The organism is Clostridium sp. CS1-1 (assembly GCF_056135525.1).
The window spans coordinates 3,894,537-3,911,138 of the sequence record NZ_CM148680.1 but is presented as its reverse complement, the minus strand read 5'-3'; the positions used below and the strand labels follow the sequence as shown (position 1 = coordinate 3,911,138).

Annotated in this window: 14 protein-coding genes; 12 read left to right on the top strand and 2 right to left on the bottom strand. The window is 32.5% G+C overall.

The features are described 5' to 3' along the window. The first annotated feature begins 3 nt into the window (after positions 1-3). The 8 genes from AC0N0V_RS18425 to AC0N0V_RS18390 all read left to right on the top strand — a co-directional run bounded on the left by AC0N0V_RS18425 (position 4) and on the right by AC0N0V_RS18390 (position 7,467). A complete protein-coding gene (locus AC0N0V_RS18425; RefSeq protein ID WP_474460120.1) occupies positions 4-678 on the top strand; it encodes a flagellar brake protein in 675 nt (224 codons plus the stop codon). A gap of 3 nt (positions 679-681) precedes the next feature. After that, positions 682-1,416, top strand: a complete 735-nt coding sequence (locus tag AC0N0V_RS18420; RefSeq protein ID WP_474460117.1) for a FliA/WhiG family RNA polymerase sigma factor — start codon at positions 682-684, stop codon at positions 1,414-1,416. 47 nt (positions 1,417-1,463) lie between these two features. Continuing rightward, entirely contained in the window at positions 1,464-2,186 is a 723-nt protein-coding gene (locus AC0N0V_RS18415) for a DUF6115 domain-containing protein (protein ID WP_474460114.1), read from the top strand. Between the two features lie 62 nt (positions 2,187-2,248). Then, positions 2,249-2,386 (top strand): hypothetical protein, encoded by a 138-nt coding sequence (locus AC0N0V_RS18410; RefSeq protein ID WP_474464632.1) that lies wholly within the window; start codon positions 2,249-2,251, stop codon positions 2,384-2,386. Continuing rightward, positions 2,383-3,162, top strand: a complete 780-nt coding sequence (locus AC0N0V_RS18405; protein WP_474460111.1) for a flagellar basal-body rod protein FlgG — start codon at positions 2,383-2,385, stop codon at positions 3,160-3,162. The genes AC0N0V_RS18410 and AC0N0V_RS18405 overlap by 4 nt, the downstream gene beginning before the upstream one ends. Positions 3,163-3,179: 17 nt before the next feature. Continuing rightward, on the top strand, positions 3,180-3,983 hold the full coding sequence (locus AC0N0V_RS18400; RefSeq protein ID WP_474460108.1) for a flagellar basal-body rod protein FlgG: 804 nt from the start codon (positions 3,180-3,182) through the stop codon (positions 3,981-3,983). Between the two features lie 90 nt (positions 3,984-4,073). Then, on the top strand, positions 4,074-4,967 hold the full coding sequence (locus tag AC0N0V_RS18395; RefSeq protein ID WP_474460105.1) for a hypothetical protein: 894 nt from the start codon (positions 4,074-4,076) through the stop codon (positions 4,965-4,967). Positions 4,968-5,754: 787 nt separating this feature from the next. Next, a complete protein-coding gene (locus AC0N0V_RS18390; protein WP_474460103.1) occupies positions 5,755-7,467 on the top strand; it encodes a methyl-accepting chemotaxis protein in 1,713 nt (570 codons plus the stop codon). A 211-nt stretch (positions 7,468-7,678) separates the two neighbouring features. Here AC0N0V_RS18390 and AC0N0V_RS18385 read toward each other — a convergent pair whose 3' ends face one another. Beyond that, positions 7,679-9,319, bottom strand: a complete 1,641-nt coding sequence (locus AC0N0V_RS18385; RefSeq protein WP_474460101.1) for a putative manganese-dependent inorganic diphosphatase — start codon at positions 9,317-9,319, stop codon at positions 7,679-7,681. 483 nt (positions 9,320-9,802) lie between these two features. On the opposite strand from AC0N0V_RS18385, the gene AC0N0V_RS18380 reads away from it, so the two are divergent. From AC0N0V_RS18380 to AC0N0V_RS18365, 4 genes are all read left to right on the top strand, one after another. Further along, complete coding sequence (locus AC0N0V_RS18380; protein ID WP_474460099.1) at positions 9,803-11,119, top strand: cell wall-binding repeat-containing protein; 1,317 nt, start codon at positions 9,803-9,805, stop codon at positions 11,117-11,119. A gap of 636 nt (positions 11,120-11,755) precedes the next feature. Next, a complete protein-coding gene (locus AC0N0V_RS18375) occupies positions 11,756-14,314 on the top strand; it encodes a calcium-translocating P-type ATPase, PMCA-type (protein WP_474460097.1) in 2,559 nt (852 codons plus the stop codon). Between the two features lie 319 nt (positions 14,315-14,633). Continuing rightward, the gene (locus tag AC0N0V_RS18370; RefSeq protein ID WP_474460095.1) at positions 14,634-15,635 is read left to right on the top strand and encodes a 3-oxoacyl-[acyl-carrier-protein] synthase III C-terminal domain-containing protein; all 1,002 of its coding nucleotides are present in this window, start codon (positions 14,634-14,636) and stop codon (positions 15,633-15,635) included. A 28-nt stretch (positions 15,636-15,663) separates the two neighbouring features. Then, entirely contained in the window at positions 15,664-16,011 is a 348-nt protein-coding gene (locus AC0N0V_RS18365; protein WP_474460093.1) for a hypothetical protein, read from the top strand. A 197-nt stretch (positions 16,012-16,208) separates the two neighbouring features. Here AC0N0V_RS18365 and AC0N0V_RS18360 read toward each other — a convergent pair whose 3' ends face one another. Next, a complete protein-coding gene (locus tag AC0N0V_RS18360; protein WP_474460091.1) occupies positions 16,209-16,463 on the bottom strand; it encodes a hypothetical protein in 255 nt (84 codons plus the stop codon). Positions 16,464-16,602: the final 139 nt, after the last annotated feature.

The following is a 16,602-nucleotide window of genomic DNA, read 5'->3' as shown; positions in this document are numbered from 1 at the left end:
CATATGGATGTCAAGATAGAGTTTTTGGTCAATAGTAAAATAGAAATAGACTACAAAGATGAGTCATATAAAAGTAATATTCAAGACGTAACAGACGAATATATAGCTATTAGTATACCAGTACATGACGGAAAATACTTGCCTTTAGCTAAAGGTGAAAGCGTTACAGCATTGTATTATTATGGCAAGGATATATACAAGTTTGATACGGTGGTAACAGGGAGAAAGATAGACAGAATCTTGATGATAATGCTTAAAAGACCTGAAAAGGTAACAATGATACAGAGAAGGAATTTTGCCAGAGTTCCTTTTATGTTAAATGTTTATTGTGCACTAGTTCGTAATGAAAAAAATATAGAAACTATTACCGATAATCAGATTGATTTTTTCGATGCATATACCTTAGATATAAGTGGTGGTGGAATGAGAGTTGCTGTTGATAGAAAGCTAGAGAAGAAAATACAACGGGGAAATATCTTAATGGTAACAATTCCTGTTGAAAATGATAATATAACTGTGGAAGCAAAGGTTGCAAGAGTTGAAAATGATAGAAAGAATCCAAAGATTATTTGCGGTTTAACATTTATAGATCTAGATAGAAAAACAAGAGAAATTATAGTAAAAGTAGTTTTTGAAATAATGAGAGACCAAATGAGAAAAGGGGCAAAGGGGGATTAGTATATGGCAATAGCGGGTGGTGCCTTTGATATAAAAGAAGAGGTTGTTAAAAAGTATATACCATTAGTTAAGTATATAGCTTCAAGGGTGATAATTGGTAAAACTAAATATATAGAATTCGAAGATTTAGTTAGCTATGGAATGATTGGTCTTATGGATGCCATGAGTAAGTTTGATGATACAAAAGGTATGAAATTCTCAACTTACGCATCCATAAGAATAAAAGGGTCAATGATAGATGAACTAAGAAGAAACAGCCCTATTTCTAAAGGTGCTATGGACAAACTTAATAAGTATAATGAGGCAGTTGATAAGCTTCAGAAAAAGCTTGGAAGGGAACCTATTGATTCAGAAATAGCAGAATCACTTCAGATTTCTATTAAGGAAATGATGGAGATAGAAAATTATATAAATTATATAGCAGTAATCTCTTTAGAGGACTTAATATTTTCGGAAGATGATGATATTCCTTTAATAGGTACTATAAAGGATGATAAAAGTCCAAGCCCAGAAAAGAGCTTAGAAGAAAAAGAAGAGTTAGAATATTTGGCAAAAGCTTTAGAACTGTTGAACGAGAAGGATAAAACAGTATTGTCTTTGTATTACTATGAAGGGTTAACCTTGAAGGAGATAGGGAAGGTTTTGAGTGTTTCTGAATCAAGGGTTTGTCAGCTTCATAGTAGAGCAATAATGAATTTAAGAAAGGCAATGGGGAAGCTTAAGTATATTGAGCAGTAATTGGTGCTGCTCTAAAGCATATTAATAATAAGGCGAGGAGAAATGATATGACTGTAATTGCACTTATTTTAATTGGGACACTTTTAATAGTGTTGAATGTTAATGCAATTAAGAAAGAAAAGAGATCATTTAATAGTGCGTTAAAGAATGAAGAAGAGAATATGGCAGATTTTCAGATTGAGATTGGGAAATTTAGAAGAGAGTTTTCTGAAACTGTACTGGAGCTTCAGCAGGAGATTGAAAGCTTAAAAAATAAAGAAGAAGTAGATATTAAAGCTGAAGAAGTTTTTAAACAAGAAAAAAATAAATATGAAAATAATTTACTTGATATAAATGACAGTTTTGGTAATAAAGAGTTAATAGAGCTTATACACAAGAACTCAGATACAGAGGAACTTTCTAGAAAAGCTAACAAATTAAAGCGTAATTTTATAAATAAAGATGTTAAACAAGATACTGACAAAGTGAATAAAGAACAGGTTCATAGTATGGATTCTTATGAAGTAAATATTAAATATGCTGAAGAGATTTTGAAGCAAGAGGAAGTTTTAGAAAGAAAAGAAGTAACAGTAGATAGTTATGAAAATAAAAATGTGTATAATGAGCTAAATAGCGATGAGAAAGTGGACGAGAATAATAAAGTGAATACTTCTAAAGTAGATGAAATTAGAAACTTGTTAGACAGAGGACTAAGTATAGAAGAAATTGCTGAAAAGATCGGTATAGGTAAGGGGGAAGTACTATTAATAAAGGATTTATACGTAAAGTAAAGACTCTACTGGATTTTTTAAGCGATAGAAAGATACTAATAGGCATAGGGATTGGTATGATTATGTCTACACTTATCATGGCTGGAGTGAAAATCGACTATCAGATGAGTAAAAGTCAAATTGAGGATAAAGCTAGAGGTATGGGTATGGTGTACCCGGAAGAAGTTAAAGTAATAAATGATAAGGGTGTGAGCAAATGATAAGAAGTCTTTATACTTCAGTTTCAGGAATGATAACTCAGGAAGCAAGACAAGATATAATAACAAATAACTTGGCTAATGCAAATACTGTTGGGTTTAAAAGCGACAACTTAACCGTAAAGAAGTTTAATGATGTTCTATTACAAAATTACGATAAAGTAGTAGGTGGAAAAAATGTTAAAAATGAGATAGGGTCCATAAGTCTTGGAAGTAAGATAGGCTCTGTAAATACTGAGTTTACTCAAGGAATTATTGAAGCAACGGATAAACCTACAGACTTTGCTATTGAAGGAAAAGGATTCTTTGTTGTACAGAAAAACAATGGAACTAATAATGAACAATATTATACTAGAGATGGACATTTTCATATAAGTACAGAGGGGTTCCTGGTAAATGATTCAGGTGATAGGGTACTTGGCAGAAATTTAGGAACAGGTGAATTGGGACCAATTAACGTTAGTGATGCAAAGATAGCTACTGATATCAATGGAAATATAACTGTTAATGGAACCAAGGCTTATAAGATCTATACCGTAGATTTTAATGATTACGGTGGCTTAAGGAAGATTGGAGATAACCTTTATCAAGGAGAGAATCCAATGGAGAATAATGCTGTAATAAAACAAAATTCATTAGAAAAATCGAATGTAAATGTTATAAATGAAATGACCAATATGATAACTACTATGAGAACTTTTGAAACAAATCAAAAAATTGTACAATCCCTAGATGAAACTTTAGGAAAGTTAATAAATGAAGTAGGAAGCGTAAGATAAAAAAGGGGTGATTAGGATTGCTTAGAGCTTTATGGAATAGTAGAAGTGCTATGAATGCACAACAAAGTAAGTTGGATAGTATTTCAAACAATCTTGCCAATACAAATACTATTGGTTATAAAAGAGAGGATGTAAATTTTCAAGATTTAGTTTATGAAACTTTAAATAGAAAGGGCTATCCAAACAGTGGGAATAATCCTAATGAGCCTTTAACCGGTAGTGGCGTTAAAGCTGGTGATTGGATTAGAGATAATAGTCAAGGAGTTCTAAGAGATACGGGAGTTAAAACTGATCTTGCTATAGATGGAGAGGGATTTTTTAGAGTTACTTTAGCAGATGGAAGCAAAGCATATGAGAGAGCTGGAAGTTTTAATGTAGATGCTGGCGGTAGTATTGTTGATAAGAATGGAAATAAACTAGACATAGAATTTACAGAAGAGGGAACACAGCTATTTGATTCTGGAGTAACTTTTAGTCAGGATAACTTTTCCATTAACGAAAATGGAGAAGTATATTTAAGAATAGATAATAATTTAGATCAAAAAAGTGTACTTGTTGGAAAGATAAACATTTATAATACAGTAGGGCAAAATTCCTTAAGCTCTATAGGTGAAAACTTATATGTACCTAATCAAGGGGTGCAGATGAATGGAACTATAAAGGCAGATATACGACAAGGTTTCTTAGAAGAGTCAAATGTTGATATTGCAAAGGAAATGACTGATATGATAGTAACCCAAAGAGCTTTTGAGCTTGGGTCAAGAGGTCTTAAAACAGCTGATGAAATGTGGGGCCTTATAAATGGTATGAAGGGAAGATAAGAGATTATCTTCCTATTTTTTATTTTTGTAAACATATGGCCTATGCATACATATAATGTATTGTATGTTATGTTTTAGGAGGAGTAATTAATGGGAAATAAATGTTGTGGAAGTGATGACAAAATGCATATGCATATGATGCAGCCTATGCATGGATGTCCAATGATGGGTATGCATCATATGCCTATGTGCCCTATGATGATGCATCAACATATGCCAATGTGTGGTTGTGGTATGCATGATATGGAACACATGCATATGATATCTCCTATGATGGAGCAGGAGGATAAAAAACAGACTGATATGGATGATATGGTATCTCCTATGATGGAAGACATGATGCACCCTATGATGGAAATGCAACCACAGGTAATGGGAGCTCAAATGCAAAATCCAATGATGGGAATGCCATGTCCAATGATGCACATGCATATGCAACCACCAATGCCAGAAATGCAGCCACAAGTGATGGGAGCTCAGATGCAAAACCCAATGATGGGAATGCCATGTCCAATGATGCATATGCAGCCACCAATGCCAGAAATGCAACCACAAGTAATGGGATCTCAAATGCAAAACCCAATGATGGGAATGCCATATCCAATGATGCATATGCAGCCATCAATGCCAGAAATGCAGCCACAAGTAATGGGAACTCAGATGCAAAACCCAATGATGCATATGCAACCATCAATGCCAGAAATGCAGCCACAGGTAATGGGAACTCAAATGCAAAATCCAATGATGGGAATGCCATATCCAATGCAAGGGATGCAGCCACAAGTTATGGAAACGGAAATGCAAAAGCCTATGATGAATAATCCGTGCTGTCCACCAATTGGAATGGGAATGCAAGATCAGAGGATGGGTATGATGACTCCTATGGAAAGTATGGAAGAAGTAGAGCTACCAGGTATGATGAAGAATTTTGATATTAATTATACTCAAATGAAGAAAGTAGATGTAAGTGAAATAGAAGACTAGGTAGCAAAACAAAGTATCTTAATTGTAAAATATAGCAGGTTTGAAAGTCTGGCTTATAGTGGTACGTCGGCCCTTGCTTCAAGAACAGAATCTAGCGCTAACTCAAATTTAAAAATAGATTTTTTCAATTTCGTTAGTATAAAAGTCTGTATTCTTTTACTTGAGGTTGACGCTACACTATAAACCGAACACTAGTTACAGTTGTAAATTTTTATTTTAATTCTATCTTTTTCTTAAATTACGCGTGGATGGTGGATAAATTTTTATCATAGGGTATAGATATACCTTATGTCGCGTAGAGAACATATATAGCAAAATTTAATAATATAATGTCTATAAGAGTTTGCATATAAAATTGTGTTTTATTATCATATGTTAAGAATAATAAGACACAATTTTATATGTTTTTTATTTTAATACAATATGTCCTATTGGCTGATAAAACAAATCACTTGTTAGAAAATAACAAATTAAGAATTACTACGGCAGAATGCTAAATATTAGTGATTTTATTTTATTATTATACAAAATACCTTAAATTTTTTTGATTTTATACAAAAATCCTCCTTATTTTGAACTATAGTTATGATATAATATACACATATTTGTAATTCAATGTAGTGAAATTCAAATATGAATATGGATATACAAGTTCAAATTTTAAATTTTTCAGTAATATGTGGAATTAGTGGTTTGCAACAAGTGTAAATTAAACTTTTACATTGTATATCTATAATGATAATTAAATTGCTTAACAAACAACTAAAAAATAAGTAGGGGGAATCATATGTCTTGGTTTAAAAATCTAAAAATAGCTCAAAAGCTAATATCATGTTTTTTATTAGTAGCGTTGCTTATAGGTGTAGTTGGTATTATTGGTGTTCTAAACATGAGAAAAATAAACTCAAATGTAGTTTCCATGTATAATACAGATTTAATCGGGGTAAACGATATAAATAGGATTAAGACTAATCTAGTAGAAATTAGGGCCGATGTGCTACTTATTCTTGATCCCCAAAATAGGGGAGACCTAGAGAAGATAGAAAGTGAAATAAATCAGCTGAAAGACGAAAATGTAAAACTTGTAGAGGAATATAAGAAAACCATTACTACGGCTGAAGATAAGGAACAGTTTGCTGAATTTGAAAAGCTTCTTGAAGAATACAGAATTGCTCGAGCAGAACTTATAAAACTTGTGAAGGATAATAAGTATTCAGATGCAACAGAAATTTTACAAAAGGTTTCTGAAATTAGGAATAGTATGTTTGCAATTCTTGATAAAGAAGTGGATTTAAATATGACGCTAGCTAGTAATAACTATAAAAATAGTGTATCCACATATAAAGCTTCCCTTAACCTTATAGTAATGATAATAGCACTAGGATTAATTATTGCAATAGCACTAGGTTTAATAATATCTTTTATGCTCTCAGGAAATGTAAAGAAAATATTAAATTATGCTGAAACAATGGGAGACGGAGATTTAACTACTGTAATACAAATTGATACTAAGGACGAAATTGGCGGTATGGCTAAAGCATTAAATAAAGCAGGAGAAAATATGAGAGGACTAATTGCAGAAATAGTAAATAGCGCAGAAAATATTAGTACTACTAGTGAGGAGTTATCTGCAACAACAGAAGAAATTGCATCACAAATGGAAACTGTAGAACAATCCATAGAACAAATCTCTGGGGGTGCTCAGGATTTAAGTTCTACAACAGAGGAGGTTAGTGCTGCTACAGAAGAAATTGGAGCAACAACAAGTGAACTCACAAGAAAGGCTGGTGAGTTAAATAACTCTTCGATGGAGATACGTCTGCGTGCTATTTCTGTTAAAGAAAAAAGTAATAAAGCTATAGAAATGGTGAACACAATTTATCACGAAAAGCAGGCTAATATATTTAAAGCTATTGAAGAGGGAAAGGTTGTGGATGAAGTTAAAGTTATGGCAAATTCGATTGCAACCATAGCTGAACAAACAAATCTTCTTGCCTTAAATGCAGCAATAGAGGCAGCAAGAGCGGGTGAACAAGGACGTGGATTTGCAGTTGTTGCTGATGAAGTTCGTAAACTTGCAGAACAATCAGCTGAAACTGTATCAGGTATACAAGCTATTGTGACACAAGTTCAAGTAGCATTCAATAATCTTTCTAAAAATGCAGATGATGTTATAAGCTTTATAGGTAAAGATATTAAGGATGACTATGAAGCTTTTGCACAAGCTGGAAATCAGTATGAAAAAGATGCGGAATTTGTAAAAGATATGGCACAGGACATTGATTCTGCAACTCAGGTAATGCTAGAAGTTATAGAGGAAGTGAGTGGTGCTGTACAAAATGTAGCTTCAACAGCTCAGGAATCTGCTTCAGGATCGGAAGAAATAACAAGCATTATAAGCGAAACAACTATGGCTGTAGCAGAGCTAGCAGAATCAGCACAAGACCAAGCAATACTTGCGGAAAAGCTTAATACAATGGTTCAGAAATTTAAGATATAGTAAATAATAGATTGAACCTATAAAAATAGGTATAGATAAGAGATATTTATGAATTAATTTTAAAGATTAAGAGAGTACTTCTAAAAAAGCACTCTCTTAATCTTTGTCTTATTATCCTAAACGTTAGCTGTCATCTAACTTTATACTTAGACGAAATACTGTGAACCTAACCTTCAAATAGTTTGATAAACCTAGATTAATGTACACTTTCCTACTTTTGTGAAGTCATTGCTGCTGTTAGTGGTGGAATAACTTGTTTCTTTCTTGAAAGAAGTCCTGGTGCATAAGCACTGTTGCCATCAAGAGTGACGTTAAAGGCTCTTGAAACTACATCTTTATGATCTCCAATAGCTATAATTTCTGAACCACCCTTTAATATATCTGTTACCATAAGAAGAACTAATCCATAATTATCAGTAGCTGCTGTTTTTTCCATTAATTCAACAACATCTTTTCTTACGGCTTCAAAACCCTCAGTATCCATAGTTGAAATTTGACCTACTCCAACTTTAATATCGCCCATAGTAAAAGGTTTAAAGTCTTGATTAAGTATCTGAGCTGGTGTTTTTCCCTCTAAGGATGAACCAGCCTTAAACATTTGTTTAGCAAACTTTTCAGGGTCAATATCAGCTATACTTGCAAGCCTATCTATTATAAGTTTATCGGTAGCAGTTGCAGTAGGTGACTTAAATAGTAATGTGTCTGAAATAATAGCAGCACATAAAAGGCCTGCAACTTTTTTAGATGGTCTTATACCATTTTCAAAGAATCTAGAAGCAACTATTGTAGCAGTACATCCTACAGGTTCATTTCTAAAGTATATAGGTGATCCTGTTTGAACGCCTCCGATTCTGTGGTGATCAATTATTTCTAATATCTCAGCATCCTCTATACCATGAACTGATTGAGCTTTCTCGTTATGGTCTACAAGAATTACTTTCTTTTTATTTTTAGAAATTAAGTGGTATCTTGAAATACTTCCAACAACTTTATTATCAGAGTTTACAACTGGATAACTTCTGTATCTAGTTTGAAGCATTACTTCTCTTACATCATCAATTAAGTCATCAGTTTTAAAAGATACAAGGTTATCTTTAGCCATTACATGACTTACTGGAATACTTTGAGGTATTAATCTTGCTGAAGTAAATGTGTCATAAGGGGTTACAATTACTGAGCATCCAATCTCCTTAGCTCTAGCTAATATTTCATCACTTACTAAATGATTACCTGTTATTATCATTAGTGAAGCGCTTTGGTTAAGCGCAACATTTTGAGCATCTTCTCTATTACCGCAAATAACCATATCACCTGAGTCTATGAATTCCTCAGCACTTTCAGGATCCATTGCTGCAACTACTACTTTTCCTGCAAACTTAGGATCTTTTTCAGAGGCATAAATGCATTTAGCTGATAGAGTATCTAATATATTCTCAAGTTTTGTATTACTTTTTTCGATTACATTAGTGTCCCATATGTCCATGTATGATGAAGTTAGATTTGATTGAGAAGCAAGACCAACTAGTCTATCCTCATCATCAACAACGGGAACAGTTTTTACATCATTTTTTCGTATCATTGACCAAGCTGTTTTTAATGAAGTTTCTGGAGCAATTGGCGTAACAGTATCGATATCAAGGTCTGCAATTTGAGTCTTTACAGTTTCTACTAGCTTCGGTGCTTTAACTCCAAAGTAGTCAAGTGCAAATTGAGTCTCTCTGCTAACTTCACCGAGTCTTATAGGAACGGCGTTTACTCCCATTTTGTTTTTAAATTCAGCATAAGAGATAGCTGAACAAATAGAGTCTGTATCTGGATTTTTATGTCCTGTTATGTATACTATGTCATTCATTTATTTGGCCTCCTAGTCGTATATAAAATTGATAGAATATACTATCTTATGTATTTTAATAATATTAGTGAACAATAATCATTTTTAATAAAGTACATATATATTATATACAATCATTAGATTTTATCAAACATATTTTAACATAAAATTTGTATATCTATCTATTATTTTTAATAGGATTCCAAAATAGAGAAGATAATATTGATTTTATTAACATTCTATTAAGGGGAGATGCAGTAGATTATATGACTAAAACAGTAATATTTTTGCTATGATATAGTATTAAATGGTTATATATTGAGTAACTAGCATAATTTTGGTGTTGAAAGTAGGACAAATACTAGATACAATAAGTACATCGAGTTAATGGAACCAAAAAAATCTATCGCACAAGTTTTTACATGTCTTTGCAAATCTAACTATCTTAAGTGTTTTCCTAATATGTATATTAGTTATAAAATTTAAATATAAGGAGATTGATTTATGTTAAAAAGAAAGAAGAGTATAAAAACGTTAATATTGTCGGCACTTGTAACAGCTTCCTTAGGTGGAATAATGTCAAATTCAGTTAGTGCAGCATCTGCAAGAATTTGGGGTCAAAATAGATATGAAACATCTGCGTCAATTTCAAAAAGTGGATGGGATAAATCAGATTATGTGGTTATTGCAAGTGGCGAAAACTACCCAGATGCTTTATGTGCAGCACCTCTGGCAAAAAAATATGAGGCACCAATATTATTAACATCGGGTGGAGTGTTGGATTCTAATATAAAAAAGGAAATAGCTAGATTAGGCGCAAAACATGCATTCATAATTGGAAAAGAAGGTTCAGTTTCTAAAGTTGCTGAAGATGATTTAAAGGGTTTAGTAAATGATGTAAAACGTCTAGGTGGAGATAATAGATACGAAACTTCAGTAGCTGTGGCAAAAGAGCTTGGGGATGTAGATAAGGTAGTAGTGACATCTGGAGCCGGGTTTGCAGATGCGCTATCTATAGCCCCTATAGCCGCTAAAGAAAGCATGCCAATATTATTAACTGGCGACAAGGAACTTCCTCAAGGCGTTAAGAATTACTTAGAGAGTATAAAAAGTTCTATAAAGGAATCTTATGTTGTAGGTGGAACTGGAGTAATAAGTGAGAATGCAGCCTCACAGGTAGGTGGAAATGCTATAAGACTTAGTGGAAATAATAGATTTGAAACAAATGTTAATGTAATGACACAGTTTAGGGATAAGTTAAATTTTAATAATCTATATGTAGTCCAAGGACAGGGCCCAACAGGAAGAGAGTTTGCAGATGCTTTATCTGGTTCAGCATTAGCAGCAAAGACCTATTCACCTATAATATTAACTAATAAAGAAGTGCCTGAAGCAACAGATAATTTTTTAAAGCTACACTATACTAAAGGTACAAGTGTTACAGCACTGGGTGGAGAAGCTGCAGTTCCTGAAACCGTTGTAACTAAGATTGAGACAAGCATCACTGAAATGATTAAATTACAAGAAGAAATAATGAAGGAATTAGGTAATATAGTAGAGAAACTGGATGTTGTTATACCAAAGTTGTCTACAGATAACGAAAAAATTATAGTTCAAAAGTTTTCTGATGCTATGAAAAAAGCTTTAAATGACTTAAACTATGATCCTACTAAAGATTTAGAGGAAATTTATCCACTTTTAGATAAGCTTACTGATACCGAAAAAGAAGATTTATTTACCAAGTTAAGTTTAGAAATAGATGTCCAAAAATTTCTTCAGCTTATGGAGCAATCTGGTGTAGATTTAAATGACATACAATAACATAAAATAAAGCTGTCAGTTTATTGATAAAATAACACAAAGCTAGACTTATACGGAGGGATATATTAGTAATTCTGAAGCACATTTAAATACTTTTATGTGAGTCTTAGCGAGGTTAGAAGGAAAAGCTTAGAACTTCGACACTGTCTGAGCGACAGCGAGTTTGCCGAAGTTCTTAGCTTTTTCTTTTAGCCGAGCTTTAGACGAATTAAAAGTATTTATAGTGCAGAAGAATTACTAATATATCCCAGTGTGTTAGTCTAGCTTTGGATTTGGGTATCTATATAGATAAGCAACACCGAAAGTAGACTTATCCTCCGAGAAATAATACCAATTTTCGGTACGTTAAATATTTTTAAGAAGTCTAAAGCTCAGGATTTACGAAAAACTAAGAATCTTCGATAACTCGCCGACGCTCAGACAATCTAAGATTCTAAGTTTTTCATAAATCCTTCGCTAAGACTACTAAAAAATATTTAAATCTATCCTCAAATTGGTATTACGTCTCTCCGAATAAGTCGACTTTCTAATTTGGGTATCTATACTGATAGCTTTATTCATATTCCTATTTATTAATCATAATATTTTAACATACACCTTCATATATTTAGTTAGTGAAGAACAAGGTAAAATATTATGGTTGGGGGGATAAAGTTGCTAAACGAAAGGGAATTACAAAATGGGCTAACGCAGGCAGAAGCCGCAAGAAGGCTTAAAACCTATGGGCCAAATAGACTAGAAAAAAAGAAAAAAATATCTCCTATAAAGATATTTCTTTCTCAATTTAATGATTTTATAGTATGGGTTCTTATAGTGGCTACAATTATATCAGGAATGATGGGAGAAAAAGCTGATGCAATTACCATATTAATAATCATTATAATGAATGCAATATTAGGCTTCATACAAGAGTATAAAACCGAAAAGTCACTGGAAGCCCTAAAAGAGTTATCGGCTCCTACTGCTAAAGTAATAAGAGATGGTAATATAAAAGTAATAAATACGGAAGAACTTGTTGCAGGGGACTTGGTAGTACTTGAAAGTGGAGATAGAATTCCTGCAGATTGCATGCTTCTAGAAGATAGTAATTTTATGGTAGATGAATCTCTTTTGACTGGTGAATCTATTGGAGTTGAGAAAAGCTCTAGAGATAAAAATAGTTCTGTATTCATGGGTACTATAGTTCTTACTGGTAAAGGAAAAGCTAGAGTTATACAAACTGGTATGAAAACAGAAATGGGCAAAATTGCTGGAATGCTAAATAGCATAGAAGGTGAAAAATCACCTCTTAAAAAGAGGTTAGATTCTCTTGGAAAAATATTAGTTGTACTTTGCTTGGCTATATGTGTAATTGTTACACTTACAGGTATATGGAGAGGACAAGATAAGTACGAAATGTTCCTACTTGGAGTTAGTTTAGCAGTAGCAGCTATTCCTGAAGGTCTTGCAGCTATAGTTACTGTAGCACTAGCGCTTGGAGTTTCAAGAATGCTAAAAAGAAATGCATTGGTTAGAAAATTACCTGCAGTAGAAACCTTAGGATGTACCTCTATAATATGTAGTGATAAAACTGGTACTTTAACAGAGAATAAGATGACTGTAAAAGCTATGTTTTTCGATGGTAGGGTTTATAATGCAGACAAGGAGTCGATTCCAGAAAATGTAATGCTGAAAAAAGCTTTTACATATTGTAATGACTGTAATTTTGACTTCAACGAAAGCAGTATTTCAAAAAGCTTATTTGGTGATCCTACAGAGACTGCCCTAATAAAGGGATTTTTCAGAGAAAACAAGGAGCTAAAATCCTTCCTAGATAAAGCTAGAAGAGTATATGATATTCCATTTGATTCAGATAGAAAAATGATGTCAGTAATAATGAAAGAAGGAACTAAGGAAACCTGTTACGTAAAGGGAGCACCAGAAAGAATAGTCAATAGATGTAAATATATATTAGATAGAGGAGAAGTAAAGTTATTTACATCAGACCAAAGAGAAAGAGTATTAAAAGCAGTTGAAAGTATGTCTTTCAATGCCCTAAGGTGTATTGCAGGAGCTTATAAGGATCAAGGAATTACAAGGGGCAGAGGACTAGAGGACAGTCTAGTTTTTGTAGGTATTGCAGGAATTATTGATCCTCCAAGGAGAGAAGCTAAGGATGCAGTACTAAAGTGCAAAATGGCAGGTATTAGAGCTGTAATGATAACTGGAGACCATAAAAACACAGCTTTTGCGATAGGTAAACAACTAGATATCTGTAGAGATCAATCACAGGTTATTACAGGTGAAGAATTAGATGGGTTAAGTGATAAACAGCTTGCTTCTAAAGTTGATAATATATCAATTTTTGCCAGAGTAAGTCCAAATCATAAGCTTAGAATTGTTAAAGCTTTTAAATCTAAAAATAAAATTGTAGCAATGACTGGAGACGGAGTTAATGATGCTCCTGCAGTTAAAGAAGCAGATATAGGTATATCAATGGGTATATCTGGTACTGATGTAACTAAAGAGTCTTCATCTATGATACTTTTAGATGATAACTTTGCAACTATAGTATCAGCGGTAGAAGAAGGAAGGGTAATTTATGATAATATAAGAAAATTCATTAGATATCTTCTCTCATGTAACTTAGGAGAAGTTCTAACTATGTTTTTAGCATCACTATTCTATTTAGATACACCATTGTTGCCTATACAAATTTTATTGGTTAACTTAGCTACAGATGGACTTCCAGCTATGGCACTTGGAGTAGACCCGCCAGATGGAGATATAATGAGCGGTAAACCAAGACCTAAAAATGAAAGTATATTTGCCAGGGGCTTAAGTGAAAAGATTCTAGTTAGGGGTTCCCTAATTGGAATATGTACAGTGCTTGCATTCATGGCTGGAAAATATTATGGATATGATTTAACAACCAGTAGAACACTTGCACTTACAACTTTGGTAATGTCCCAGTTAATACACGTTTTTGAGTGTAGGTCAGAAAGACATTCTATATTTGAAATAAAGTTATTTACAAATCCGTATCTTGTAGCCGCTGTTGCCGTTTCTATAACTATGGTGTTATGCGTATTATACATTCCATTTATGCAAGCCGTGTTCCATACATCAGCGCTTAGCATAGGACAATGGGGGATAGTGCTATTTTTCTCTGGAATAATTGCGCTAATAAACAGTCTATATTTATATTTTAAATAATATATGTAGGTTTCTTTAATACTTTGGAAAGCATGTGGCTTATAATTATAAATTATAGACTATATGCTTTCTTTTATTATAATTCTATACTAATCGTATACTCCTTTAATCAATAAGTAACATGGGTTAGATAAGTCAGCAATTGAGTCCACTTATGAATTGTTAATACCAAAATCCATTACTATTAATTTGAAACTAATATATCACAAAACAGGAATCAGTTCATATATTAACAGTGAACAAACCCTATATTATAATATTTCCTTACTCAAGGAAGTAACAAATAGCAAAATATACAATTGATAAGGGGCTGAAAGCATTGTTTCATAATATAAGTATTGTTAATACAGGTATCTATTACCCAAATAATGCTATTCATAATAGCTTCTTTATAGAGCACTTTAATAAAATTAATATGAAAGTGGACATGCTTATGAATATACTTGGAAGAGAAATAAGATATTTAGCCAAGGACGGTACTGAAAGTTCTATTACAATGGCAGTGGGTGCGGCTAAAGAAGTATTAAAAAAGAGTAGTTTAGATGCTGAAAGCATAGGTATGTTAGTTTTTGTATCGGATACTCCTGAATATACCTATCCCAGTAATGCTTTAATAATTCAAAATGAGTTAGGGGCTAAAAATGCACATGTAGTATTTGATATGAACAGTAACTGTATAGGTATGCTTTCTGCATTAGATAATGTAAGTAGGTATCTACAGGCCAATCCATCTATTAAATATGCATTGGTAACAAGTGGAGTAATGATAAGCAGTATAGTAAGAAAAGATGATCCTGTAACTTACCCAAACTTTTCGGACGGTGGGGCGGCGATTATTTTAAAAAATGAAATATCTGAAGATAGAGTAGGATTTATTGACGCAAATTACTACACTGATTCATCATTATATAATAAAGTCAACTACCCAGCTGTAGGTTATTCCCATATATTTGACGTTAATATTTCAGAGTATGATAAGAAATTAAGGTTTATACCTCATGATGTAAGTTATTTTTCGGATATATGGAAGGATATGATAAAGTCGTTATTAAGTAGGAATAAGGTAGATATAAATGAAATAGATCATTATATTTTTTCTCAGTTTAACAAATCTGAGATTGAAGAAACTTTAGTAAAGTTAAACGTAAACTTAAACAAGTATACCTTTGTAGGATATAAATATGGATATACGGGAGCAACAAGCCCAATTTTTGCCTTAGATGAAGCACTAAAGACAAATGCAATAAAGAAAGATATGAAGGTAATATTTTGTTCTGTTGGTATAGGCTTTACTATGTGTGCTATTTTATATCAATTTTAGGTATTTTAGTTATAAGGCAGGTGTAATTATGTTTAAGTTCGAAAAAGATTTAATGAATAAAAAGCTTATTGTTACTGTCTGGGGATTTTATACTGAAAAAATTGCAAAAGATTTTATAGAAGCATATAATAAGGAGATTTTATTAATTAAACCTAAGGATTATATTTTAATTGTAGATCCTACAGATTTAGTAACTAGTAGACAAGAAATGCTTCCAATACTTCAGGGGTGCTTTAAATTTTATATGAGGGATGGCTTTAAGAAGATTTATATGATTAGTCCTAAATCTGCTATTTCGGATATGCAGCTTAAAAAAATAGCAAAACAAACTAATTTTACAGGTAAATTCGTTAAAGATATTTCAGATGCTATCTAAATCTATACTAAAAGTACTTTAGTATAAATTAGAAATTTTTCGAATGAATAGAATAAAAATAAATCATAAGATTAAAATATGTAGTATTTATAGGATAAAGCCTCTAGTTTTTGTAATGGTCTTTAGGGAGCAAATAAAAAACTAGGGGTTTTCTTTGACTACAGATAAGTTTACTTAATGTTAAAAATGCACAAGACTTATTGCTTTAATATTAGTGATAGATCTCCACATTCATCTGATTCAAAGTGTGAAATGAAAATATATTTTAGTGTTCTATCAGCAAGATCATCTTTCAGCTGAGAAATCAAAGCTTCTGCCTGCTGTATACTGCCTGTATGAATCAATACGGATTTATCAGCTAATAAAAGGTACTGATGAAAGGCAAGATCTATAGGTGGTACGTAAGAACTAAATTTATGTAAATCTTCATAGATAACAGACATAATAGACATTTATTTACCGCCTCCTGCTAATTAGAGTATAAATTTAAAATTTTGGGAGCATACATAGATTTGTGTAAATCAAATCTATGTATGCTTTTTTTATGTATGTATAGCTGGTATTTATGGGAATAATAACCACAATGATTTA